The sequence below is a fragment of the Afipia broomeae ATCC 49717 genome (assembly GCF_000314675.2).
GTDB lineage: Bacteria > Pseudomonadota > Alphaproteobacteria > Rhizobiales > Xanthobacteraceae > Afipia > Afipia broomeae.
This window is the reverse complement of sequence record NZ_KB375282.1, coordinates 1946912-1970773: the sequence shown is the minus strand read 5'-3', so window position 1 is coordinate 1970773 and position 23862 is coordinate 1946912. Positions and strand designations below refer to the sequence as shown.

Here is a 23862-nt window from a genome sequence, read left to right as displayed (position 1 = left end):
TCTACGCAGCGCCCAACCGCTCGTCTCTGTTGCGCAGCCAGCGGATCGCCGGCAGCGTCAGGAGCACCATGATCGCTTTGCCTACGATCTGGCCTGCCAGAAACTCAAGGCTGCCAAACGCGAGCCACAGGAACAGCAGCGAGTCCGCCACCAGTCCCACAAGGCTGCTCGCTGCCACGGCGAGCACAAGCCCGCGTTTTTGCAACGGCGTGTAGACAGCGAAATCGGCCAGTTCCGACAGCAGGAACGCAACCGCCGACGCGACGACCAGCGGCGCAGGGGCCAGTGCTGCGGAGAGCACAGTCCCCGCTCCGATCGCTATCAGTCCATAGGTGATACCGAGCCGCCGCTGCACGAGGTCGCGCAGCACAAGCGCAAGCCCGGCCATCAGCACGCCACTCGGCGCCATCAGACCCGGCGCAACTGGTATCAGGCATGGGCCGTCCGGTGGACAAACGGTGCCGATGTGCTGGATCAGCCAGTTCGCGACCGGAATGCAGGCGATATAGGCGGCCAGAAATACAAAGCCTTCCGTGCGAAGCCGGTGCGCGAGGGTCATTGCTTTTCGGTCTTCGCTTTCGCGCTGTAAGCCGCCCAACCTTTAGAGCGCAGGCTGCATGCCGGGCACTCGCCGCAGCCGTAACCCCAGTCGTGCCGCGCGCCGCGCTCACCGAGGTAACAGGTGTGGGAGTGTTCAACGATCAGATCGACCAGCCCCTTGCCGCCGAGTTCTTCCGCCAGCGCCCATGTTTCACCCTTGTCGCGCCACATCAGCGGCGTGTGTAACTCGAACGGACGTGCCATCCCGAGGTTAAGCGCGATATTGAGCGCCTTGATGGTGTCATCGCGGCAATCGGGATAACCGGAGAAATCCGTCTCGCACATCCCGCCGACGATGTGCGTAATGCCCCGCCGATAGGCCAGTGCAGCCGCGAAGGTCAGGAACACCAGATTGCGGCCCGGCACGAAGGTGTTGGGCAAACCACCCTCGCCCATCTCGATGGCCGTGTCGCGCGTCAGCGCGGTCTCGGAAATATCGCCCAGGGTCGGGATGTCCAGCGTGTGGCTTTCGCCGAGTCTCGCCGCCCATTCCGGGTGTAGAGCCTTCATGCCGCCGATCAATGTCGCCCGGCTTTCCAGTTCGACGGCATGCCGCTGGCCATATGAAAAGCCGATGGTCTCCACGCGTTCAAAACGAGCCAATGCCCACGCGAGGCAGGTGGCGGAATCCTGCCCGCCGGAGAAAAGCACAAGAGCTGCGTTGTTTTGGCTTAATTCCGTCATGGCATTGCACTTAGCATCCGAACACCGCGCCGCCAATTGTCTCGGGGCCATCGTTACGGCATAGAGGGCAGAACCTGTTCAGCCCACGGTGCGCCATGCCTGCTTCCCATGATATCTCCAAACTGCTCGAGATAATGGCTGCTTTGCGCACGCCGAAAACCGGATGCCCATGGGATCTGGAGCAGACGTTTGCGACCATTGCGCCCTATACCATTGAGGAAGCCTATGAGGTTGCCGAGGCGATCGCGCGGGATGATCTCGACGATCTGAAGGAAGAACTCGGTGACTTACTCCTTCAGGTCGTGTTTCATTCACGGATGGCCGAGGAGAAAGGCGCCTTCGCGTTTGGCGACGTCGTCAACGCCATCACCACAAAGATGATCCGGCGTCATCCGCATGTGTTCGGCGACAGGGCCGGCCGGATGACACCCGATGAAGTAAAAGGCCTGTGGCACAGCATCAAGGCGGAAGAGAAAGCCGAGCGAGCGGCGTTGCGCGGGGAGGTTCCTGATGCAAAGCCCGGTCTCTTGGAAAGCGTCAAGAAGAGCCAGCCGGCGCTGGCGCGCGCGATGGACTTGCAGCGGACTGCTTCGACCGTCGGCTTCGACTGGAACGACCCGCGGGCGGTGCTCGCCAAAATCCGCGAGGAGGCCGACGAAATCGAGGCGGCGCTGGACAGCGGCGATCAATCGCACATCGCCGAAGAAGCCGGCGATCTTCTGTTTGCAGTCGTCAATCTGGTGCGGCACGCCAAGGCCGATCCCGAGATGGCGTTACGTGCAACCAACGCGAAGTTCGAGCGGCGGTTCGCCTATATCGAACGCACTCTCGCCGCGCGCGGTTCATCGCTGGAAGCAGCGACGCTGGCCGAGATGGACGCGCTATGGAACGAAGCGAAGACTGCAACATAGTTTTCGCGGCAAGCGCAATCAATGTGCGCTTGGGACAGCGCCGAACTTGGCAATCGTGATGTCGCGCTTGGTCTCGTCCACGCGCACGGTCATGGCAAACCGACCATTCTCCATATGCTTGTCCAGCACTTCCGCATTCCGGTGCAGCCAGCTGATGCCGGCGCCGTCCGACGCATCGATAGAGAGATCCAGCGTCACGCGGGTTGCGGCCAGACGGTCCTCGATGGCCGCAAGCAGGGCATCAATGCCCTCTCCGGTCACAGCCGACACCGGAAAGCACGGCCGTTCTGGCGAGCGCCGCGCGGCGATATTCATGAGATTGGCACGACCCTCTTCGTCGAAGCGGTCGATCTTGTTCCAGACTTCCAGAATGCGTTGACCGCTATCCGGATCAATGCCGAGCTGACGCAATACGCCCTCAACGTCATGCTGCTGGGCGTCGGCATCCTCGTGCGAGATATCGCGCACATGCAGAATGACGTCAGCCTCGATGACTTCCTCGAGCGTGGCGCGGAACGCCGCCACCAGCATGGTCGGCAAGTCCGAGATGAACCCGACGGTATCCGACAGCATGGCCTTGCCGCCGTGCGGTAGCGTCAGCGCGCGCAAGGTCGGGTCGAGCGTTGCGAACAGCATGTCGGCGGCTTGCACGTCCGCGCGGGTCAACCTGTTAAAAAGCGTGGATTTACCCGCATTGGTGTAACCCACCAGCGCGACAACACGGTAAGGCACGCGTTGACGCCCTGCCCGGTGCAGCCTGCGCGTTGCCTGCACCTTCTTGAGTTCAGACTCGATCTTGGAGATGCGATCGCCAATCAAGCGGCGGTCGGCCTCGATCTGGGTTTCGCCGGGGCCGCCCATGAATCCGAAGCCGCCGCGCTGGCGTTCAAGATGGGTCCATGACCGAACGAGACGACTGCGCTGATAATTCAGATGCGCGAGTTCGACCTGCAATGTGCCTTCGCGGGTTTTGGCGCGGCGGCCGAAGATTTCCAGAATGAGACCGGTGCGGTCGAGCACCTTGGCATTCCATTCCTTTTCGAGATTGCGCTGCTGAACCGGCGAAAGCGCGCAATCCATCACCACCAGATCGACTTGATTGGCCTTGATCAGGCCGATCATCTCCTCGACCTTGCCTTTGCCGAGATAGGTCGCTGGCCGGATTTCGCTCAACGGCGCCAGGACCACCTCCGCGACAGTGAGATCGATGGCACGCGCCAAACCCGCAGCTTCTTCAAGCCGCGCTTCAGGATTGCGTACTCCATGAGCTACCGTCGTCGCGTCAGGATCGCCCCGCCGCACGCGCTTGTAAGGACCGATGACCAGCACCCGTCCTGTGTCGCCCCGCGCCGACTTTGGCCGGTCGGCGCCCCCGTCGAAGTTGCGGGGTTCCAAATTAATTCAATCTCAAGCTGGCGCGTCCTCGCCGCCTTCGAACAGCTGGATGGGAGCGCCCGGCATGATTGTCGAGATCGCATGCTTGTAGACAAGCTGCGAGTGACCATCGCGCCGAAGCAGCAGACAGAAATTGTCGAACCAGGTGACAATGCCCTGCAGCTTCACTCCATTGACCAGAAAGATCGTCAGTGGCGTTTTGGTTTTGCGAACGTGATTGAGGAAAGTATCCTGTAGGTTTTGTGCGCGGTCTGCCGCCATTTTCTTATCCCGCATTATTGTTTTTGGGCCCGACCTGCCCTCTGCGTGGCGTGGTCCGGCTGCCGGCGTCCCTGAGATCCCCCTCCGGGTGCTGCAACGCGATTAAAAGGCACGCCCGGTTGTTAGGCAAGGCCGCGGTACCCGGCTAAGCCGCCAAAGGGCGGAAAAACTTACGAAAATGCTGAAAATCGGTGGAATTCTTCCCGCAATCGCATGGAAATGGAGCCGGGTTTACCATCTCCGATGCTGCGACCGTCGATCTTGACCACAGGCATGACGATCTGGCTGGACGCAGTGACAAACGCCTCGGCCGCCTCATAAGCCTCGGCCGGGGTGAAAGGACGCTCCTCGAACTTGATCTGGAGCGCTGCCATCACCTCGGTCAGCACCGCTCGCGTGATGCCGGCAAGGATGCCGCTCTCGGCCGATCGAGTTACGACGCTGCCGTCCCGGGTCACGATCCAGGCGTTGCTCGATGCCCCTTCGGTGACGTGGCCGTTGCTATCGACGTACCACGCCTCGTACGCGTCGTTCTCGCGCGCCTGCTGCTTCGCCAGCACGTTAGGCAGCAGCGATACGGATTTGATATCCACCCGCGGCCAGCGATTTTCGGGAACAGTGATGACCCCGATTCCCTTCGCCGCCGTTTCCTGATTTTTCTGAAAGTTGAGAGCGCGCGCTGTGACCACCACGGCTGGTTTGACGGGCTTGACCGGAAATGCGTGATCGCGCCGGGCTACGCCGCGCGTCACCTGCAAGTACACGATACCGTAGCTCACGCGATTGCGCCGCACGGTTTCGTGGATCACGACTTCCAGTGCGGCAAGCGGCATCGGCATGTCGATGCGCAATTCGCGCAGCGAGCGCTGCAGCCGCATCAGGTGGCGCGGCATATCTACCACCTTGCCGCCCCTGATTTCGCAGACCTCGTAGACGCCATCTGAAAACTGATAGCCGCGGTCTTCGATGTTCACACTGGCATCCCGCATGTCGCGGTACTGGCCGTTCACATAGGCAATGCGGGACATGCGGTCGTGTCTCGATTCCGAAGTTCGTAAGACCTTGCAGCGCTCCCTGATACGAACTTCGGAATCAAAGAGACGCGAGCAACCAATATTCTAGTACGGCTTTGGTTCACAAGTTCGCAAACACGTCTTGCTGCGAGCATATTGCGGCCTTGTGAACCGCCGCACTAACCTACACCCAGCGCTTTGAGCTTCCGATGTAGCGCAGAACGTTCCATGCCCACGAACTCTGCCGTGCGCGAAATATTGCCTGAGAAGCGGCTGATCTGCGCGATCAAGTAGTCGCGCTCGAACACCTCGCGGGCCTCGCGCAGAGGCAGGCCCATGATGTGCTCGCCGTTGTTACCTGTGGGCATGGCCGGGATCATCGAGCCGACATCCTGCGGCAGCATGTCGGCGGTGATCGCAGCATCAGGGTCACCCCCCGCCAGGATCATCACGCGCTCGACATTGTTCCGCAACTGCCGGACGTTGCCCGGCCAGACATGCGATTGCAGAACAGCCATCGCATCCTCCCCGATCCGCCGCTTCGGCAGACCGGTCGCGGACGAAATCTGGTCCATGAAGTATTCGACAAGGTCGGGAATATCCTCACGGCGCTCCGAGAGTGGCGGCACTCGGATCGGAACGACCGACAGGCGATGGTAGAGATCTTCGCGGAATTTTCCCTCCGCGATCTCGGCTTCGAGGTTGCGCGCCGTCGACGACACGATACGAACGTCAACGCTGACCTTGGTGGTGCCGCCGGCCCGCTGGAACGTTTGATCGACCAGCACGCGCAAAATCCTGTTCTGGGTTTCGCGCGGCATATCGGCGATCTCGTCGATGAACAACGTGCCGCCGTGAGCCTCCTCGAGCGCGCCGGGCTTGCGGCCGGTTTCGCCGTCGGACAATTCAACCCCGAACAATTCGACTTCCATCCGCTCCGGCGTGATCGCGGCAGCATTGATGACAACAAAAGGCCCATCCGCGCGGCTGGACATCGCGTGCAATGTACGCGCAGCAAGCTCCTTGCCGCCCCCCGACGGGCCGACGATCATGATGCGGCTGTTGGCTTTGGCCGCGCGTTCAATGGTCTGACGCAACTGGTTCATGCAAGGAGAGCGGCCGATCAGCGTTCCCGACGATGGCGCGTGCTGCTTGAGTTCGCGGACTTCACGCTTGAGGCGTGACGTTTCCAGCGCGCGGTTGGCGACCAAAATCAACCGATCAGCCTTGAAGGGCTTTTCGATGAAATCGTATGCGCCGCGCTTGATCGCCGCGACCGCCGTTTCGATGTTGCCGTGCCCCGAAATCATCACCACCGGAACTTCAGGGTGGTTCAGCTTGATCTGCTCGAGCAATTGCAGACCATCCAGCTTGCTGCCTTGAAGCCAGATGTCGAGGAAAATCAGGTTCGGCCGGCGGCTCGAAATTTCCGCCAGAGCAGTATCGCTGTCACGCGCGGTGCGCGTCTTGAAACCCTCGTCGTCGAGAATGCCCGCGACGAGATCCCGAATATCTGCTTCGTCATCGACGATCAAAATGTCATTCGCCATGAATCACGCCCGCTCTATCAATCGCCGGTTACGGCTTCTGTTTTTGTTTCATGTGGTTCTCCGGCACCGGGGTCTTTAGCCTGACCGGAGATAGAAAATCTCATTCGCACCCACGCGCCCCGCGCACCAGGGCGAAGCGCAGATGCGTCGTTTAGTTCGATACGTCCGCCGTGATCTTCGAGAACACGGCCCACAATGGCGAGACCGAGACCGGTGCCTTTCTCGCGGGTGGTGACATATGGCTCAAGCAGCCGCGCGCGGCTTTCTTTAGGCAACCCGATTCCGTTGTCGAGAATATCAATCACGATATCGTCGTTTTCGCGCGCGGCGATGACATCGATGTGTCCACGCTGGATCTCTCCAGGAGGAACCGCAGCAATGGCTTCGGTCGCGTTCTTGATAATATTGGTCAGCCCTTGCGAAATCAGCCGCCGGTCGAACTTCGCATGCATCGGCTCCTGCTTGATATCGACGTCGATATCGATATCGGGATAACCGACACGCATCAGGAAGACCGTCTGACGGACAGTGTCCGCAACATCCTCGCCCTCAATGACGGGCTTTGGCATACGCGCGAACTTCGAGAACTCATCCACCATTCTGCGAATATCATCGACCTGACGGATGATGGTGTCGGTGCACTGATCGAAAATTGGCCGGTCTTCCGTGATGACCTTGCCGAACTTGCGGCGAATGCGTTCGGCGGACAGTTGAATCGGGGTCAGTGGATTTTTGATCTCGTGCGCGATGCGGCGGGCGACGTCCGCCCATGCCGAGGTCCGCTGCGCCGTCACCAGCTCGGTAATGTCGTCGAGCGTGATGATGTAGCTCTCGTTCGACTGCCCGGTTTGTTCGGAACTGACGCGCACGGAAAGGTTTCGCTCGACACTGTCGCGGCTGATTTCGATCTGCCCCTGCAACAGCCGTTGTGCACTGCTGCGCGCCGTCGACATCAGTTCGTCAAGTTCCGGGACGATCTCGGACAATGGCTTACCCATCACCTCCGATTCCGAGTGTCCGATCAGTTTTTCCGCCGAACGGTTGAGAACGGCGATCTTGCCAGCGCCATCGACGCCGATGATGCCCGCACTCGCCGATGAAAGAACCGCTTCGATAAACCGGCGGCGACTGTCGATAAGACCACTGGCATTCACGAGGTCATCGCGCTGGGTGCGCAATTCCTGCGTCATCTTGTTGAAGGTTTCGCCAAGATTGGCGAGGTCGCCCTCGGATTTGATGACCGGGACCTGAACATGGAGATCGCCGGTAGAGACGAGATTGGCCGCGCTCATCAGCCGGCGGATCGGCGCAACCAGCCAGTTAGCGAAATTCAGGCCGATCAGTACTGATGACATCAGAACCGTCAGCGCGATCACGGTGAACATCAGCGCGAAGGCGACCTGAATTCCGAGACGCCGCGATTCGAGCTCGGCGTATTCCTTCACACTCGCTTGCGTCTGCTGCAACTGCGCAACGACGCGCGGATCGAGAATGCGCGCCACGTAAAGAAAGCTGTCCTGAAACGCGCGCAGGCGAATGACCGCGGCGACGTAGTTCTGTTCGATAAAGACGGCGATCTGAGGCTCATCCTCGGTGACGTTCTTCAGAAAATCCGCGGCGGGGGTCTGGAAATCCTGCCGGATACCGGTCGCTGCCGTTTCAAGAATGTTGCGATCCTTGTCGATGATCATGGCGCCGGGCAGATTGCGGGAGGTCGCGCTCGACGTCAGTACGCTGCGGAAAGTCTGACGATCCTGATCGTAAAGGGGCCGCGCGCGTGCGATATCGTTCGACATGCCGATGATATCGCCGCGAATGAGCTGCGCGTGCTCGTAGACGTAGGCGTTGGCCACGATCAGCGAGTTCTCGATCACCGCACGGGTGCGCACCGAGAACAGCCGGTCGAGGCCGCGGTCGATGGTGACATTGGCCACGATCGAAACCAGCACTGCAGGCAAAACTGCGATCACCGAAAACAGACTGACGATCTGGACATGCAGGCGCGCAGCGGCGCGGCCACGGCGGCGAGCCTGAACGACCTGCCAGACCTCGCGGGCGATGATCGCCAGCAGCAGCAGGATCGTGGCGCCATTAATCAGGAGGAAGGTGACGACGATTTCGTGGGTCGGTGCGATCGGGGTCAGTCCGGTCAGCACCACGAAGGTCAGGAATGCCGAGAGGAGCGCCAGGCCGACGGCGAACGGAGCCAATAGCCGGTGCCATGGCCGGCTGTGAGGCTCGGCGACGGTTGGGTCGAGGGTTTGGGCCGACGCCTCTGCTGCTGTCATGCGGGGATCGTGTCAGGCCAATTTTGCCGGTACGAGGCGGGGTGCCCCGACCAGTGATGCAATCATATCACAATGTTGCTGAATTGCGACATTTCCTAGGCGCAGGTCCGTGACGAATTGCGCCTTCAATTGCTTCTAAGCTGGACGGTACGCTTCCGCCTGTCCCCTCCGTCACCGGAATGCCACTCGGTGGCAAACCGGGATCGGAACGGACGCGCTGTCAAAACGGGCCCGGCGAAGCCGCAAACGGGTCCTAGCCGCCGCTGCGGTAGACCTGAATATCGAGGTCCCGAATCTTCTTGCGGAGGGTATTCCGGTTCAATCCAAGGAGGTCCGCCGCCCTGATCTGGTTTCCCCGATTCGCCGCCAGCGCGGCCGTGAGCAACGGGACTTCGATTTCCTTCAGGATCCGATGGTAGAGCCCCGGCGGCGGCAGCCCGTTCGGGAAGCCGGCGAAGTGCGACGCAAGGTACATCTCCACCGCGCCTCCGAGGTTGTCCACGCTCTGCGGCATGCTGCCGCCTGACACCACGGCAGGGGGTGCCAGTTCGCCTTCGATCACCGAGCCCGTAATGACATCCTGCGGATAGAGCGCGGCAAGGCGGCGTGCGAGGTTTTCAAGCTCGCGCACGTTGCCCGGCCAGCGATGCTGCTTCAGCCGCTCCAGCGCCTGCGCATCGAGCTTCTTGGGCGGCAAGCCATCCTTTTCCGCCAGCGCAAAGAAGTGCCGGATCAGATCGGGCAGATCCTCAATCCGCTCGCGCAGCGGCGGCAGCCGCAGCGGAACGACGTTGAGGCGGAAGAACAGATCTTCGCGGAACAGGCCCTGCTGAATGAGAATGCGCAGGTCCTTGTTGCTGGCGGCGACGATCCGCACATCGGTCTTGATCGGCGTGCGCCCGCCAACCGTCGTGTATTCGCCCTGCTGCAGTACACGCAGCAAGCGGGTCTGTGCTTCCATCGGCATATCGCCGATTTCGTCGAGGAACAGCGTCCCGCCTTCGGCCTGCTCGAACCGGCCGGTCGCGCGGGCATTCGCCCCGGTGAATGCGCCGCGCTCGTGTCCGAACAATTCGGACTCGATCAGATCGCGCGGAATGGCGGCCATGTTCACGGCAACGAACGGGCCGTTGCGGCGCTTGCCGTAATCATGCAGCGCGCGTGCGACCAGTTCCTTGCCGGTGCCGGACTCACCGGAGATCATCACCGTCAAATCGGTCTGCATCAGACGCGCGAGGACACGGTAGATTTCCTGCATCGCCGGCGAGCGTCCGACAAGCGGAATCGAATCGAACTCGCCCTCGTCCTTCACAGCCGCCGGGCGCTCCTTCGGCTCCGACAGCGCGCGGCCGACGATCGCAATCAGTTCCTTGAGGTCGAACGGCTTCGGCAGATATTCGTAGGCGCCGCGCTCCGATGCCCTGATTGCTGTCATGAAAGTGTTCTGCGCACTCATGACAATGACCGGGAGGTTCGGGCGCATCTTCTTGATCCGCGGCAGCAGATCGAACGCATTCTCATCGGGCATCACGACGTCGGTGATGACCAGATCGCCCTCACCCTGGCTCACCCAACGCCAGAGCGTGGCGGCATTGCCTGTCAGCCGCACCTCATATCCGGCGCGGGACAGCGCCTGATTGAGAACGGTACGGATGGCGGTGTCGTCGTCAGCGACAAGTATGCTACCTGCGGGCATTGTTATTTATTCCTCATCTGCGGTCTGTGAGGCATGCGAGAGCGTTCCCGGGCGCCCGTCGCTATTGCTGTGGTTGGGATTGTTGTTTTTGGTTGGATTGAACATCGGCAGCAGCACGCGAAAAACCGTTTTTCGCGGCTGGGATTCACATTCGATGATGCCGCCATGATCGTTGACGATCTTGGCGACGAGCGCGAGGCCAAGACCGCTGCCGGTCGGCTTGGTGGTCACGAACGGATCGAACAGATTTGGCAACAGATCGTCCGGCACGCCGGGTCCATTATCTTTCACGCAGAATTCCAGCGGCAACGACACACGTGACTTCTTGCCAGGCACCGAGAGACGCACACCCGGCCGGAATGCCGTGGTCAACTGAATTTCACCATCGGTCCCGAGATCGGAGACGGCCTCGGCCGCATTCTTCACGAGATTCAGGAATACCTGAATCAGTTGATCCTGATTGGCCAGCACAGGCGGCAATGACGGATCATACTCCTCGACGAACTTGATATTGCGCGCGAAGCCGGACTGGGCGAGCCGCTTCACATGATCGAATACCGAATGGATGTTGACCGGACCGCGCGCCACGGGGCGCTCATCGCCGAACACCTCCATGCGATCGACAAGCGTCACAATGCGATCCGCCTCGTCACAGATCAGGCGTGTCAGCGTACGGTCTTCCGGCGAAGCTGCCTGTTCGAGCAATTGCGCGGCACCGCGAATGCCCGACAGCGGGTTTTTGATTTCATGCGCCAGCATCGCGGCCAGCGCGATCACCGAGCGGGCGGCGCTGCGATGAGTCAACTGCCGGTCCATCTTGTCGGCGATGGTGCGTTCCTGAAGCATCACCACGATATGGCCGGGGTGCTCGCTGAGCGGTGCGACATGGAGATCGACCTGACGATCGCCGCCGATGCGAGGTGTGCCAAGATCGACTTTGTATTCGTTTACAGCCGAGCCGGTACGGCGCACCTGATCGATCAGCGCGAGCAGCGGGCTGCCGAATGGCACCAGTTCGCGCAACATCTGACGCTGTAAATGCGGGATCGACGTTTCAAAGAACGATTCCGCTGCGATATTCGCATCCAGTATCTTGCCGTCCGGCGCGACAAGCATCACCGGATTCGGGAGCGCGTTCAGAATCGCATCGCTGTTAGCGAGTTGCGGAACGCGTCGTTCAGCGACGTTGCTCATGCAGCAGCGCTCCAGGAAAACTCGCCAAAGGCATCGTGAAGGGAGCGGCGAACGTGAGCTGGATCGGTCGCTGTCAGGATGGTCTGGCGCCAACGCTTGAGCACGTCCGCGGATGCGGCGCTGCCCTTCGCAGCAACATCGAGTGCCCAGCCCAGATGCTTACGCGCATGACGCGAACCGATGCGCGATCCGTAATGATCAACGACCTGATCGTAGAGTTTGCAGACGTGATCCAGTTGCTCACGGAGGTGCGGTACCGATTCTGCTGCGCCGCCATCGAGACGGCGCGCGATCTGTCCCGGCAACCATGGCTGACCCTGCGCTCCCCGCCCGATCATCACGGCGTCTGCGCCGGACGCTTCGAGCGCGATCGCAGCCTGCTCAAACGAGGTGATGTCGCCATTGACGACCACAGGCACTGTGACCGCGTCCTTGACCGGCCGCACGGCGGTCCAGTCGGCGCTTCCCTTGTAGAACTGACAGCGGGTGCGCCCGTGCACGGTAATCATCTTGACGCCCGCCGCTTCGGCGCGGCGCGCCAGCTCCGGAGCATTCAGCGACTTGTCATCCCAGCCCAGCCGCATCTTCAACGTCACCGGGACGCTGACAGCGGATACCGTGGCGTCGATGAGACGAAGCGCGTGATCAAGATCGCGCATCAGCGCGGAGCCGGACTGGCCGCCCGTGACATGCCGCGCGGGACAGCCCATGTTGATATCGATGATGTCTGCACCGGCGGCTTCCGCGATCTTCGCGCCTTCGGTCATCCAGTGGGTTTCACAGCCGGCGAGCTGAACTACGTGCGGGCCGATACCGGCCGCCTCGCAACGAAGAACCGACATTGGGCGGCCTCGCGCGAGATCGTCGCTGGCAGTCATTTCCGATACGACAAGACCGGCCCCAAGCTCGGCAGCGATGCGCCGGAATGGAGCATCGGTGATGCCGGACATCGGTGCGAGAAGGACGCGATTTGCGACCTCGATACCGCCAATGGTCAGTGTTGGCTGACTTACCGGACCCATACCGATCACTGTTCTTTTCGTTTTTTGCCGAACCCCGCCTCGTTGCGGAGATCAAACAGCTTAATTTCTAAGCATACTGAAAGCATGCCTACACTTTAGCCAATTCCGGCAGGCTTGCAAGTGCGGCGCAACAATTCTTCCAAATTCTTCACAGGGTTGCGGAATCATGCTGTTCCCCGCCCGAATATGGTAAGTGCAGCACCCAAAGCTGCCAACAACGGGCTCAGCCACCCTGCTCTGACGGTCGTCAAATATTCATGCCAAACCAAAAACGGACTGCCGCCATTATCGTCGCTGCCGGCCGCGGACTTCGCGCCGGGACCGGAGGCCCCAAGCAATACCGATCAATCGGCGGCAAAACCGTCCTTTCGAGGGCGATGGAGCCATTTTGTACCCATCCGGACGTTTTTGCCGTTCAGCCGGTCCGCAATCCGGATGACGCCGATATTTTCGATCAGGCGGTTAGCCATCTCAAATATCAGACGCCGGTGAATGGCGGCGCTACAAGGCAGGCGTCCGTTCGTGCCGGACTCGAGGCGCTCGCAAGCGAGGCGCCGGATATCGTTCTTATTCACGACGCCGCGCGCGCCTTCGTCACCGACAAGGTGATCTCGCGCGCGATCGATGCGGCGCTGATCACGGGTGCAGCGATTCCCGTCGTGCCGGTGACCGATACCATCAAGGTCGTCGATGCAACCGGCGCCATCCAGGCGACACCGGATCGTGCGAATTTGCGAATCGCGCAAACACCGCAGGCGTTTCGATTCGACACCATTCTCGATGCCCATCGGCGCGCCGCGCGCGAGGGGCGCGACGATTTCACCGACGACGCGGCGATCGCTGAATGGGCGGGATTGACCGTCGCAACATTTGAAGGTGATGCTGCCAACATGAAGCTGACCACACCGGAAGACTTCGCACGCGAGGAAGCGCGCCTTGGCGCCATGCTGGGCGATATCCGCACCGGCACTGGCTACGACGTCCATGCGCTCACCGACGGCGACCATCTGATGCTGTGCGGCGTTCGCGTGCCTTTCAATCGCGGCTTTCTCGCCCATTCCGACGGCGATGTCGGACTGCATGCGATTGTCGACGCCATCCTCGGCGCATTGGCCGACGGCGACATCGGTTCGCACTTCCCGCCAAGCGATCCGAAATGGAAGGGTGCGGCCTCAGACCAGTTCCTTAAACATGCGGTCAGCCTCGTGCATCAGCGCGGCGGAAGGATCGCACATCTCGAAGTGACGATGATTTGCGAAGCACCAAAGATCGGCCCGCTGCGCGATGAGATGCGTGCGAAAATCGCCGAGATCACCGGGCTTCCACAGTCACGCGTGGCCGTGAAGGCAACGACAAGCGAGCGGCTCGGTTTCACCGGCCGCCAGGAGGGCATCGCCGCAACGGCGGCCGCAACGATCCGCCTTCCGTGGGATGAAAGCGGGAGCAACTGACATGAGCGGCAGCACCATCCGCGCCCTCTCCCGCTCGCTGCTGGATCTGTGCCGGATGCGCAAGCTGACCATTGCGACCGCCGAGTCCTGTACGGGAGGTCTCGTCGCTGCGGCACTCACCGAAATTCCCGGCTCTTCCGATGTGGTCGATCGCGGTTTCATCACCTATTCCAACGAAGCCAAGCACGCGATGCTCGGCGTCGAAACCTCGACGCTGGAAACATTCGGCGCCGTCAGCAAGGAAACCGCGACCGCCATGGCATTTGGCGCACTTGAACATGCCGATGTCGATCTGGCGGTTTCGATCACAGGCATCGCGGGCCCCGGCGGCGCAACGCCTGGAAAACCCGTCGGGCTGGTGTATCTGGCGGTCGCGGCACGCGATGGCCGTATTGCTCACAAGGAATGCCGCTTCGGCGCGGTCGGCCGCAGCAATGTCCGCGAGCAGTCAGTGGTCGAAGCGCTGAAAATGCTGACTGAGATGGCCCGCGGACCACAGCCCCCGATCAAGAAGCGGCCACGCGCGGCGGCCCATAGACCGCATCCGCGCGTTTCTCGAACGCCGCGGCGAAGCGTTGGAAAGCGGCGTCGAACATCGCGCCCATCAGCACCGCGAGCATCCGACTCTTGAATTCGTAGGCGATGAAGAAGCCGACATCGCAGGCGTTTTCGGACTTCGCCTCGAAGGTCCAGCGGTTCTCAAGCTTGCTGAACGGACCTTGCAAGTACTCGACAAGGATTTTCAGGTTCGGCTTGTCCAGCGTCACGCGGCTGGTGAAGGTTTCGCGGACCACCTGAAACGACACCGTCATATCGGCGACAATGACTTCGGTACCGTCCGGCTTTTGCGTGCGCTGGCGAACCTTCAGCGCCTGACACATCGGCACGAATTCGGGATAGCGTTCGACGTCCGCGACGAGATCGAACATCTTCTCCGCGCTATGGCGAACGCGGCGCTTGTTGGAAAACTGCGGCATCGAAAACCAAAAGTGGCGGTCTAAGGTTGTTGACGGTTGTGTACCGTCATTGCGCGGAGCGTAAGTGACGAAGCAATCCATATCTTCTCTTGTGGCCAAAGATGGATTGCTTCGCTTCGCTCGCAATGACGATTGAATCTTAGCGGTTGGCCGCGTCGCGCGCCGCCTGCAGCTTGGCGAAATCCTCGCCGGCGTGATGTGACGAACGCGTCAGCGGACTCGCCGACACCATCAGGAAGCCCTTGGTGTAGGCGACCTTCTCATAGCCGCCGAATTCATCCGGCGTCACGTAACGCATCACCGCATGATGCTTGAGGCTCGGTTGCAGATACTGGCCGATGGTGAGGAAATCCACATCCGCCGAGCGGAGATCATCCATCACCTGCAGCACTTCGTGCCTCTCCTCGCCAAGACCGACCATAATGCCGGACTTGGTGAAGATGGTCGGGTCCATTTCCTTGACCCGCTGCAACAGCCGGATCGAATGGAAGTAACGCGCGCCGGGACGCACGGTCAGATAGCGCGACGGCACGGTTTCCAGATTGTGGTTGAACACGTCGGGCTTGGCGGCGACCACCTGCTCCAGCGCGCCCTCTTTGCGGAGAAAGTCCGGCGTCAGGATTTCGATGGTCGTGGTCGGACAGCTCGCGCGAATGGCGCGGATGGTTTTCGCAAAGTGATCTGCGCCGCCGTCGGCGAGATCGTCGCGGTCCACCGAGGTGATAACGACATGGTTCAGGCCGAGTTTCGATACGGCCAGCGCCACATGCTCGGGCTCCGACGCGTCGAGCGCGCCGGGCATTCCCGTCTTGACGTTGCAGAAGGCGCAGGCGCGGGTGCAGGTGTCACCCATGATCATGAAGGTGGCGTGCTTCTTGTCCCAGCACTCGCCGATGTTCGGGCAACCCGCCTCCTCGCACACCGTGACGAGACCGTTTTCCTTGACGATGTTGCGGGTGTTGGCATAGCCGCGCGAATTCGGCGCGCGCACGCGAATCCAGTCGGGCTTGGCCGGCGACTTGGCGTCGGGCCGGTTGACCTTCTCCGGATGACGTGGGCGCACCTGATTTGGCGACACCGTATCGATCAAAGTGACCATGAAAAGTCCGCGATTTCCTTAGACTTACCTAAGCCCGCCAATGTCTTGGCGCAAGCCGCCCGCATCGTGCTACCTTGGAATGACTATCACGTTTCCAACCGGTCCTGCATGGCCCTGCGCGCCTATCCCCTGCCCATAAATGGCTGACCTACAGTCCCAAGCCCCTGCCGGACAGCTGCTGACGCGTAAATTCTTCGCGCGCAGCGTCCATGACGTGGCACCCGACCTGATCGGCGCAACGCTGCTGGTGGACGGCGTCGGCGGAATCATTGTCGAGGTCGAGGCTTACCACCACACCGAGCCTGCGGCGCATTCGTTCAACGGGCCGACGCCGCGCAACATGGTGATGTTCGGCCCTCCGGGATTTCTCTACGTCTACCGCTCCTACGGCATCCACTGGTGCATGAACTTCGTCTGCGAGAAGGAAGGCTCCGCCAGCGCGGTATTGATCCGCGCGATCGAGCCGACCCACGGCATCCCGGCGATGCGGCGGCGGCGCGGATTGCACGACGAACGAATGCTGTCTTCGGGCCCCGGCAAACTCTGTGAGGCGATGGCGGTGACCGGCAAGCACAACGGCCTCGCGCTCGATGCGCCGCCGATTGCGATTTACGCACGGACGCGCAAGCCGGAGATCGTCAGCGGCATCCGCATCGGCATCACCAAGGCGGTGGAACTGCCGTGGCGCTATGGCCTGAAGGGCTCGAAATTCATGAGCAAGCCGTTTCCGGCATAAGGCGAAATGGTGACGAACTTCGCCGCAAAAGGCGGAATGGTGACGTAGCGGCGGCGCTTGGAGATTTTGGCTATTTGCCTCGCGGCAACATCGCGATCGACAGCTCGTGCACTTGTTATGCGTCGCCTGCATAACCAGAAAAGCGCGACAGCCTCACCAAAGAGCATCCATCAAAACGCAGGCAGCCGAGCCATGCGCTGCTGGCTGGACTCAAATTCACCAGCAGCCGTTCAGGCCCGGCGCGACGAGAAGTCCGTTCTCAGCGTGAAGAAAATGAGCGGCAACATCCACACCGCGATCGGGACAAACGCAAACGCAGCATTCCCGGTGATATCCCACACGACGCCGCCAAGAACGGAGATCGTCATCGCAAGGCCATAGCCCATCGTGAAGATCCCCGCCGACATTCGCGGCACATCGTCTGGTGCAACCAGCAGTGCGGGCAATGCCAGCACGAGAGTCAGTGTGATGGCGCAGGCAAAGCCGATCATCGCCGCCGATCCGATCAGACTCCACGCGTGTCCGGACACCAGAATGCCGGCGATACCTGCAATCCCGAGCGCAGCCGCAGAGAGCAAGGGCCATTTCCTGCGCTCCCATCGGCTCGCCATGACCAGCAGAAGAAACGACGCGGGCAACTGGCCGACATTCAGCGCTGTGAGCGCCGGGCCGATCAGTTCGGTGCGATCCGTGTGCAGGAGGTAACCGGGAAGAAAAGCATTGGTGCAGAAGTAGAGCTGGTTGGGCGCGCTCATGATGAGGCCCAGCTTCCAGAGCAACGGATCGCGCCAGTCCGGCATCCAGAGACGATGGCGCGAGACCGGCGCATCCTTTCCGCCAGGCTGAAACAGGAAAATGATGAGCGCAATCGCGACCAGCGGAATCGACCAGAGCACCAGACTCGCGCGCCAGCTTCCGGCGAGAAGCGGTACGATGAAAGCCGCGAGCATGACCGGGAAGATTTCGCCGCACAGAAGGCCATTGGTATAGACCGCCGTTGCGAAGCCGATCCGGTCCGGCACCCACTGACGCACGATCGGCGGAAGTGACGGCTGCATCACCGCGATCCCCGCCGCCATGATGATCGTCGTGATGTAGAGCAACCATGGATCGGATGCGAAACCGCGCAGCGCCGAACCCGCTGCCGCGATCAGAAGTCCGATGATCAGCGCAGGCACGGCGCCGACGCGCGCGATCAGCAGCGAGCCCGGCACGGCGACCAGCGCGAACAGGAAAACCGGAATCGCATTCAGGATTCCGACTTCCGTGCCGGACAGCTTCAGATCCAGAATGATGAGCGCCAGCACCGGCGGCACGGCAAGGATCGTCAGCCGCAGGCCGTTTCCCGCGAGCCAGAGGAGAAGCAGCGCGTTGAACGAGGATGACCGCTGCAAGGTCATTCCGCGCCCTTGAGCCGCTCCAGCGCTTCGAGGATTTTCGTCTTGCGGCTTTCCGCTTCCTCGCGCTTCTCGCGCTGTTCGTCGATGACTTCTTCCGGCGCGTTGGCGACGAACTTCTCGTTGCCGAGCTTGGCATCGACACGCTGGATGTCGGCGGTTGCCTTCGCAAGCTCCTTGTCGAGACGCACCTTCTCGGCGCCGAGATCGATCACACCCTTGAGCGGAATCGCAGCCACCTCGCCACGCACCAGCAACTGCACGGAGCCGTCCGGCGCACGATCCGCAAACGAAATGTCGCCGAGCCGCGCAAGGCGCTTCATCACATCGCTCCAGCGCTCCGCACGCGCCTTGATGTCGGCGGATGCGCCGACCAACACCAGCGGGAACAGCGTTGCCGGCGGAATATTCATTTCCGCGCGCATCGAGCGGATCGCCGAGATCAGTTCGATCAGCCAGCCGATTTCGGCTTCGGCGGCGGGATCGCTGAAGGGTGCAGCTTCCGGTGCAGGCATGACCACGACCGGCATCGCCAGCGGATCGGCGGAGATCGCAGGTTCAATGATCGTTTCCGCCGACGCCTTGAGCGGCCATTCGGCGAGCGCCAACAGCCCATCACGCTGCGCCGTTACGCCCCAAAGCTCCTCGGTGAGGAACGGCATGAACGGATGCAGCAGCTTGAGGATTTCGTCGCGCGCCCAGGCGATGCTGGCCTGCGTCTCGGCTTTCGCCGGCGAGTCCGCGCCCATCAGCACGGGCTTGGCGAGTTCAAGATACCAGTCGCAGTAAATGTTCCAGACGAAGCGGTACATGATGCCCGCCGCGTCGTTGAACCGATAGGCCTGAATGGCTTCGGTGACTTCGCGCGTGGCGCGCGCGGTCTCGTGCGCGATCCAGCGGTTGAGCGTTTCCTTCGTCTTCGCCGGATCGAAGCCCTCGGCCAGCGCGCAGCCGTTCATCTCGGCAAAGCGCGACGCGTTCCAGAGCTTGGTCGCGAAGTTGCGATAGCCTTCGACGCGCTGGGTCGAAAGCTTGATGTCGCGGCCCTGCGCCGCCATCGCCGCCAGCGTGAAACGCAGCGCGTCGGCGCCGTAATCGTCGATCAGATGCAGCGGATCGATGACGTTGCCTTTCGACTTCGACATCTTGGCGCCCTTCTCGTCGCGGACGAGGGCGTGGATGTAGACGGTCGGGAATGGCACGTCCTTCATGAAGTGCATGCCCATCATCATCATCCGGGCGACCCAGAAGAAGATGATGTCGAAACCCGTGACGAGAACGTTGGTCGGGTAGTAGCGCTTCACATCGACGTCGGTGTCGGGCCAGCCGAGCGTCGAGAACGGCCACAACGCCGACGAGAACCAGGTGTCGAGCACGTCTTCGTCGCGCGTGATGAAGCCTTCCCGCTTGGCCGGATCGAGCGCCATGTCATGGCCCTGCTCCGCCGTGATGACCTCCTGCTCGACGTAATAGCCGAGCGCCTTGCCCACCGCTTCGTCTTCGGTCTCGGCGACGAACACCTTGCCGTCCGGTCCATACCACGCCGGAATCTGATGACCCCACCAGAGCTGGCGCGAGATGCACCACGGCTGGATGTTCTCCATCCACTCGAAGTAGGTCTTCTCCCAGTTCTTCGGCACGAACGCGGTCTCGCCGCTGCGCACCGCTGCAATCGCGGGCGCGGCCAGCGTCTTGGCGTCGACATACCACTGGTCGGTGAGATACGGCTCGATGACCACGCCGGAGCGGTCGCCGTGCGGCACCATATGGGTGTTCGGTTCGATCTTCTCCAGGAAGCCCGCCTCTTCCAGCTTCGCGACAATCAGCTTGCGCGCGGCAAAGCGGTCCTTGCCGTGCAGTTCTTCGGCGAAGATGAGCGCGGCTTCCGGCAGGTCGCGCAGATAGTCCTCGTTGGCGGAGAGCGACATGCGCGCTTCCTGATCGAGCACGCTGATGAGCCGCAGATTGTGACGGCGGCCGACCTCGAAGTCGTTGAAATCGTGCGCAGGGGTAATCTTCACCGCGCCCGAACCCTTCTCGGGATCGGAATACTCATCGGCGACGATCGGAATAAGACGTCCGACCAGTGGCAGCACGGCGTGCTTGCCGACCAGATGCTTGTAGCGCTCGTCATCGGGATTCACGGCGACAGCCGTGTCGCCAAGCATGGTTTCAGGCCGCGTGGTCGCGACCACGATGAACGTGGATGCGTCCTCGGGATTGAACTGCTTGCCTTCCAGCGGATAGCGCAGATGCCAGAGGCTGCCCTTCACCTCGATCTGCTGCACTTCGAGATCGGAGATCGCGGTCAGCAGCTTCGGGTCCCAGTTGACCAGACGCTTGTCCTTGTAGATCAGGCCCTGCGCGTAGAGTTCGACGAACACCTTGGCGACCGCGCGTGACAGGCCCTCGTCCATGGTGAAGCGTTCGCGCGACCAGTCGCACGATGCACCGAGGCGCTTGAGCTGATTGACGATGGTGCCGCCGGATTCGGCCTTCCACTGCCACACACGCTCGAGGAATTTCGCACGGCCCATGTCGCGGCGGCCAGGCTCCTGCCGCTCCATCAGTTGGCGTTCCACCACCATCTGCGTGGCGATGCCCGCGTGGTCCGTTCCCGGCTGCCACAACACGTCGCGGCCGCGCATCCGCTCGAACCGGCACAGGATGTCCTGCAGCGTGTTGTTGAGCGCGTGGCCCATATGCAGCGAGCCGGTGACGTTCGGCGGCGGAATGACGATCGTGAACGGCTCGGCGTCGCGCCGCTCCGGCCGCCCAGCCCTGAACGCGCCGGCGTCTTCCCACGCCTTCGCGATGCGGTTTTCGATCTCGGCGGGCTGGTAGTTTTTCTCGATCATCACACTGCAATCAAAAGGAGTGGATCAGGGCTGGAACATTGCCGTCATTGCGAGCGAAGCGAAGCAATCCGGACAGGATTGCGCTGGGCAAAGGAAGCTGGATTGCTTCGTCGCTGGCGCTGCTCACAATGACGAAATCGCGGTCCAATCCGATTTCATCGCGCCCTAGAAAGCCCCCGGCGCGGCTCAAGTCAACCACTCGGAATATGGAGGATTTAGGCCTGAATCGCCGAAATCACCGGCCGCGGGAGACCCGCTCGATCTCGGCCTTGACGATCCGCTCCACCAGATTGGGCAGATTGTCGTCCAGCCAGGATTTCAGCATCGGACGGAGCATCTCCTTGACGAGATCCTCGAGGGTCCGGGCGTTGTTGCTGAGAACGGTATTCGCCAGCGTGTTGAACGCGGACTCGACCGCCGAGACCGTCGATCCCGACAGAATCTGCTGCGTCGGCATCTCACGCTGTGGCTGCGCCCGTTCGGTGAATGAAGGCGCTTCCATGACAGGCGACCGTTGTTGGGGTGCTTGAACCATCGGCGACTCGGTGAACTCCAGATCGTCCTCGGGCTCGATCTTGTTGAATGACGGTGGCGGTTCGGGCACGGCCATCTGTTCGGTCAATTCGAACACATCGGCGTCCTCTTCCGGCTCCGGCTCGGCGGCTTTCGCCGGGACAGCAGGCGCATCGAAGCTTGCCATCATCGCATCGATTTCGGCCTGGCTGTTCTTTGCCACCGGCGCCGGTGCGGGCGCAGGAGCAGCCGCGGGCTTGGGCGCGATCCTGGATGGCGGAATGCCGGTCATCACGGGACGCGCGGGCGCGGGCCGCGACATCTCAGCTTTGGGAACCTCCGTTTTCTGAGGCGCAGCAGGCGCGGCTGCGGGAGCAGCGGCAGCCGGAGCAGCTCCCGCTGCCGGCTTGGCCTCGTCATCGGAGATGATGCGCCTGATCGACGCGAGAATCTCCTCCATTGAGGGCTCCTGCGCCTTTGCCGGTTGCGACATCTCGGACTCCACCCCATCGGCTGCAAGGTTCACCTGAGGGACCTGCAATAGCCGCACACCAACGTCACGAATCGCTTTGCGATCCTTCAGAACGGTATGTCATGGCAACAATTGATTGCAAGCAACGGGCGACGAACTCGGCCGGTTGATCACAGCGCTGATGAGAGACGGTTAACCGTCGGCACGGCGAAACTGATTCAGGCATCCGCGCCCGTCCCATACATGGGATCGCGACGCGAATGCCGATTCAAGCTAGCGCAATTTAGCGGCCGTCAGGTGTCCGTACGCCGAACCAGCTATCGCGAACCTGATGATAGTGGACGCCTGCATCGTAGACGTTGGTGGCGAGTTTCAGAACGGTCGGCGACAAACGTCCGATGGAGTTCAGCACGCTGTAGGACGCGACGACGCGATCGTGCTGCGCCGTGACGAGCGCGACACGCGCGTTGACCAGCGCCTGCTGGGCGTTGAGGACGTCGAGTGTCGTGCGCTGCCCAACCCTCGCCTCTTCGCGAACGCCGTTCAGGGCGATTTCAGATGCCGTCACCTGCGCCTGCGCGGACTGCACCTGCGCCTTGCCGGCAACGAGCTGGCCCCAGGCCTGCGCCACGGTGGCACGGGTCTGGTCGCGAACCTGTTCGAGGTTGAGGCGCTGCTGCGCCAGCGTTTCTTTCGACTGGCGGATCAGTGAGTATTCGGCGCCGCCCTGATAGACCGGCACGGTCAACTGCGCGACGGCGGATGCACCGAACGCCTTATAGGTCGACATCGTGCTTTCATAGGACTGCTGCACGCTGCCTTGAAGAGTGACGACCGGGAACAGCGCGCCTTCGCTGACCTTCACCTGAAGGAAGCTCACGTCGATGCCGTACATCGCGGCGGTGACGTTCGGATTTTCGAGAAGGCTAAGATCGACCGCACCCGCCAGCGTGGGCGGCAGGAAACGATCGACGGGCGATCCGGCCGCAAGGTTGGAAGGCTCGTTGCCGATGATGCGGCGGAAGTTCGCGCGCGTCGTCGTCAGATTCGATTCTGCCGTCAGAAGCTGCGTGCGGCCTGCGGCGAGCTGGGCTTCGGACTGCGCGACGTCGGTGCGTGTGACTTCGCCGACATTGAAGCGATCGCGAGTCTGTTTGAGCGTCTGTTCGAGCACACGGACGTTGCTCTTCTGCACCTCGACGATCGCCGAATCGCGAAGGTAATCCATGTAGACGGTCGCCGCCGAGAACAGCACGGTCTGTTCGAGCACGCGCAAGCCTTCGCGCGCAGCCGAGACCTGACTTTCAGCGGCGCGGGTGCGGTTGCCGGTCTGGCCGCCGTTGTACAGCGTCTGGCTGAGGGTCGCACCGACCGAGCGCGGCGCATTCACGCCGCGAAGCCCGATTTCGCTGAGCCGGCCGCCGATCTGCGTGTTGGTCTGCGTTTCGGTGTACTGCGTTCCCGCGCTGGCGGTCACCGCGACACGCGGGCGATAACCCGACAGGGCCTGCGGCACGCTTTCGTCCGTCGCCCGGACCGATGCGCGCTGCGCGTTCAATTGTGGATTGTTCTGATAGGCACGAACCAGCGCGGCCTCGATCGTGTCAGCCATGACCGGGACCGTCATGACCGGGCACAGCAGAAGCGTCGCCAGGGCGACACCCGCACTGAGTTTCTTCCGATATTTAGCTTGCATCACTTCTATCCCCAAACCGGCTCTACACTCGCCATCAGGGCGCGCGAAA

At 61.6% G+C, this 23862-nt stretch carries 20 protein-coding genes and 1 pseudogene; 4 read left to right on the top strand and 17 right to left on the bottom strand.

The genetic code is table 11. From position 1 onward, the window contains the following. Position 1 precedes the first annotated feature (1 nt). Both HMPREF9695_RS09085 and queC read right to left on the bottom strand, forming a co-directional pair. On the bottom strand, positions 2-559 hold the full coding sequence (locus tag HMPREF9695_RS09085) for a VUT family protein (RefSeq protein ID WP_006020550.1): 558 nt from the start codon (positions 557-559) through the stop codon (positions 2-4). Further along, a complete protein-coding gene (gene queC / locus HMPREF9695_RS09080; RefSeq protein WP_006020549.1) occupies positions 556-1284 on the bottom strand; it encodes a 7-cyano-7-deazaguanine synthase QueC in 729 nt (242 codons plus the stop codon). Before queC ends, HMPREF9695_RS09085 begins: the two co-directional genes overlap by 4 nt. A 95-nt stretch (positions 1285-1379) precedes the next feature. Here queC and mazG point away from each other — a divergent pair, with 95 nt between their 5' ends. Continuing rightward, a complete protein-coding gene (gene mazG, locus HMPREF9695_RS09075) occupies positions 1380-2195 on the top strand; it encodes a nucleoside triphosphate pyrophosphohydrolase (RefSeq protein ID WP_006020548.1) in 816 nt (271 codons plus the stop codon). A gap of 18 nt (positions 2196-2213) precedes the next feature. Here mazG and hflX read toward each other — a convergent pair whose 3' ends face one another. From hflX to dusB, 8 genes are all read right to left on the bottom strand, one after another. After that, the gene (gene hflX / locus HMPREF9695_RS09070) at positions 2214-3590 is read right to left on the bottom strand and encodes a GTPase HflX (protein WP_006020547.1); all 1377 of its coding nucleotides are present in this window, start codon (positions 3588-3590) and stop codon (positions 2214-2216) included. 12 nt (positions 3591-3602) lie between these two features. Further along, positions 3603-3851 carry an RNA chaperone Hfq gene (gene hfq, locus HMPREF9695_RS09065; RefSeq protein ID WP_006020546.1) on the bottom strand — a complete coding sequence of 83 codons (249 nt, stop codon included), beginning with the start codon at positions 3849-3851 and terminating at the stop codon, positions 3603-3605. A gap of 170 nt (positions 3852-4021) precedes the next feature. After that, a complete protein-coding gene (locus tag HMPREF9695_RS09060; RefSeq protein WP_006020545.1) occupies positions 4022-4879 on the bottom strand; it encodes a D-amino-acid transaminase in 858 nt (285 codons plus the stop codon). A 164-nt stretch (positions 4880-5043) separates the two neighbouring features. Further along, on the bottom strand, positions 5044-6414 hold the full coding sequence (gene ntrX, locus HMPREF9695_RS09055; protein ID WP_006020544.1) for a nitrogen assimilation response regulator NtrX: 1371 nt from the start codon (positions 6412-6414) through the stop codon (positions 5044-5046). Between the two features lie 17 nt (positions 6415-6431). After that, entirely contained in the window at positions 6432-8702 is a 2271-nt protein-coding gene (locus tag HMPREF9695_RS09050) for a sensor histidine kinase NtrY-like (protein ID WP_006020543.1), read from the bottom strand. A 253-nt stretch (positions 8703-8955) separates the two neighbouring features. Beyond that, on the bottom strand, positions 8956-10398 hold the full coding sequence (gene ntrC / locus HMPREF9695_RS09045; protein WP_006020542.1) for a nitrogen regulation protein NR(I): 1443 nt from the start codon (positions 10396-10398) through the stop codon (positions 8956-8958). A 6-nt stretch (positions 10399-10404) separates the two neighbouring features. Continuing rightward, positions 10405-11592 (bottom strand): two-component system sensor histidine kinase NtrB, encoded by a 1188-nt coding sequence (locus HMPREF9695_RS09040; protein WP_006020541.1) that lies wholly within the window; start codon positions 11590-11592, stop codon positions 10405-10407. Further along, positions 11589-12614 carry a tRNA dihydrouridine synthase DusB gene (gene dusB / locus HMPREF9695_RS09035; RefSeq protein ID WP_051054973.1) on the bottom strand — a complete coding sequence of 342 codons (1026 nt, stop codon included), beginning with the start codon at positions 12612-12614 and terminating at the stop codon, positions 11589-11591. Before dusB ends, HMPREF9695_RS09040 begins: the two co-directional genes overlap by 4 nt. A 257-nt stretch (positions 12615-12871) precedes the next feature. Between dusB and HMPREF9695_RS09030 the strand changes: the two genes are divergently transcribed. Together HMPREF9695_RS09030 and HMPREF9695_RS25710 are read left to right on the top strand one after the other, a co-directional pair. Further along, entirely contained in the window at positions 12872-14065 is a 1194-nt protein-coding gene (locus HMPREF9695_RS09030) for a bifunctional 2-C-methyl-D-erythritol 4-phosphate cytidylyltransferase/2-C-methyl-D-erythritol 2,4-cyclodiphosphate synthase (RefSeq protein WP_006020539.1), read from the top strand. Beyond that, positions 14046-14537 (top strand): annotated as a pseudogene (locus tag HMPREF9695_RS25710) (CinA family protein); the annotation flags it as partial. The gene HMPREF9695_RS09030 and the pseudogene HMPREF9695_RS25710, both read left to right, overlap by 20 nt. Before the next feature lie 34 nt (positions 14538-14571). Here the strand turns inward: HMPREF9695_RS25710 and HMPREF9695_RS09025 are convergent. Both HMPREF9695_RS09025 and lipA read right to left on the bottom strand, forming a co-directional pair. Next, positions 14572-15042, bottom strand: a complete 471-nt coding sequence (locus tag HMPREF9695_RS09025; protein WP_024919242.1) for a type II toxin-antitoxin system RatA family toxin — start codon at positions 15040-15042, stop codon at positions 14572-14574. 139 nt (positions 15043-15181) lie between these two features. Next, a complete protein-coding gene (lipA, locus tag HMPREF9695_RS09020) occupies positions 15182-16141 on the bottom strand; it encodes a lipoyl synthase (RefSeq protein ID WP_006020536.1) in 960 nt (319 codons plus the stop codon). Positions 16142-16280: 139 nt separating this feature from the next. Here lipA and HMPREF9695_RS09015 point away from each other — a divergent pair, with 139 nt between their 5' ends. Next, entirely contained in the window at positions 16281-16877 is a 597-nt protein-coding gene (locus HMPREF9695_RS09015) for a DNA-3-methyladenine glycosylase (protein WP_006020535.1), read from the top strand. A 230-nt stretch (positions 16878-17107) separates the two neighbouring features. Here the strand turns inward: HMPREF9695_RS09015 and HMPREF9695_RS09010 are convergent, their stop codons facing one another. The 5 genes from HMPREF9695_RS09010 to HMPREF9695_RS08995 all read right to left on the bottom strand — a co-directional run bounded on the left by HMPREF9695_RS09010 (position 17108) and on the right by HMPREF9695_RS08995 (position 23813). Further along, positions 17108-18277, bottom strand: coding sequence for an MFS transporter (locus HMPREF9695_RS09010; protein WP_006020534.1), 1170 nt, complete (start codon positions 18275-18277; stop codon positions 17108-17110). Then, positions 18274-21132 (bottom strand): valine--tRNA ligase, encoded by a 2859-nt coding sequence (locus HMPREF9695_RS09005; protein WP_006020533.1) that lies wholly within the window; start codon positions 21130-21132, stop codon positions 18274-18276. The genes HMPREF9695_RS09010 and HMPREF9695_RS09005 overlap by 4 nt, the downstream gene beginning before the upstream one ends. A 10-nt stretch (positions 21133-21142) precedes the next feature. Further along, entirely contained in the window at positions 21143-21280 is a 138-nt protein-coding gene (locus HMPREF9695_RS26330) for a hypothetical protein (RefSeq protein ID WP_157223920.1), read from the bottom strand. Between the two features lie 87 nt (positions 21281-21367). After that, positions 21368-22138, bottom strand: coding sequence for a PopZ family protein (locus HMPREF9695_RS09000; RefSeq protein ID WP_041712037.1), 771 nt, complete (start codon positions 22136-22138; stop codon positions 21368-21370). A 262-nt stretch (positions 22139-22400) separates the two neighbouring features. Further along, the gene (locus HMPREF9695_RS08995) at positions 22401-23813 is read right to left on the bottom strand and encodes a TolC family outer membrane protein (protein WP_006020531.1); all 1413 of its coding nucleotides are present in this window, start codon (positions 23811-23813) and stop codon (positions 22401-22403) included. Positions 23814-23862: the final 49 nt, after the last annotated feature.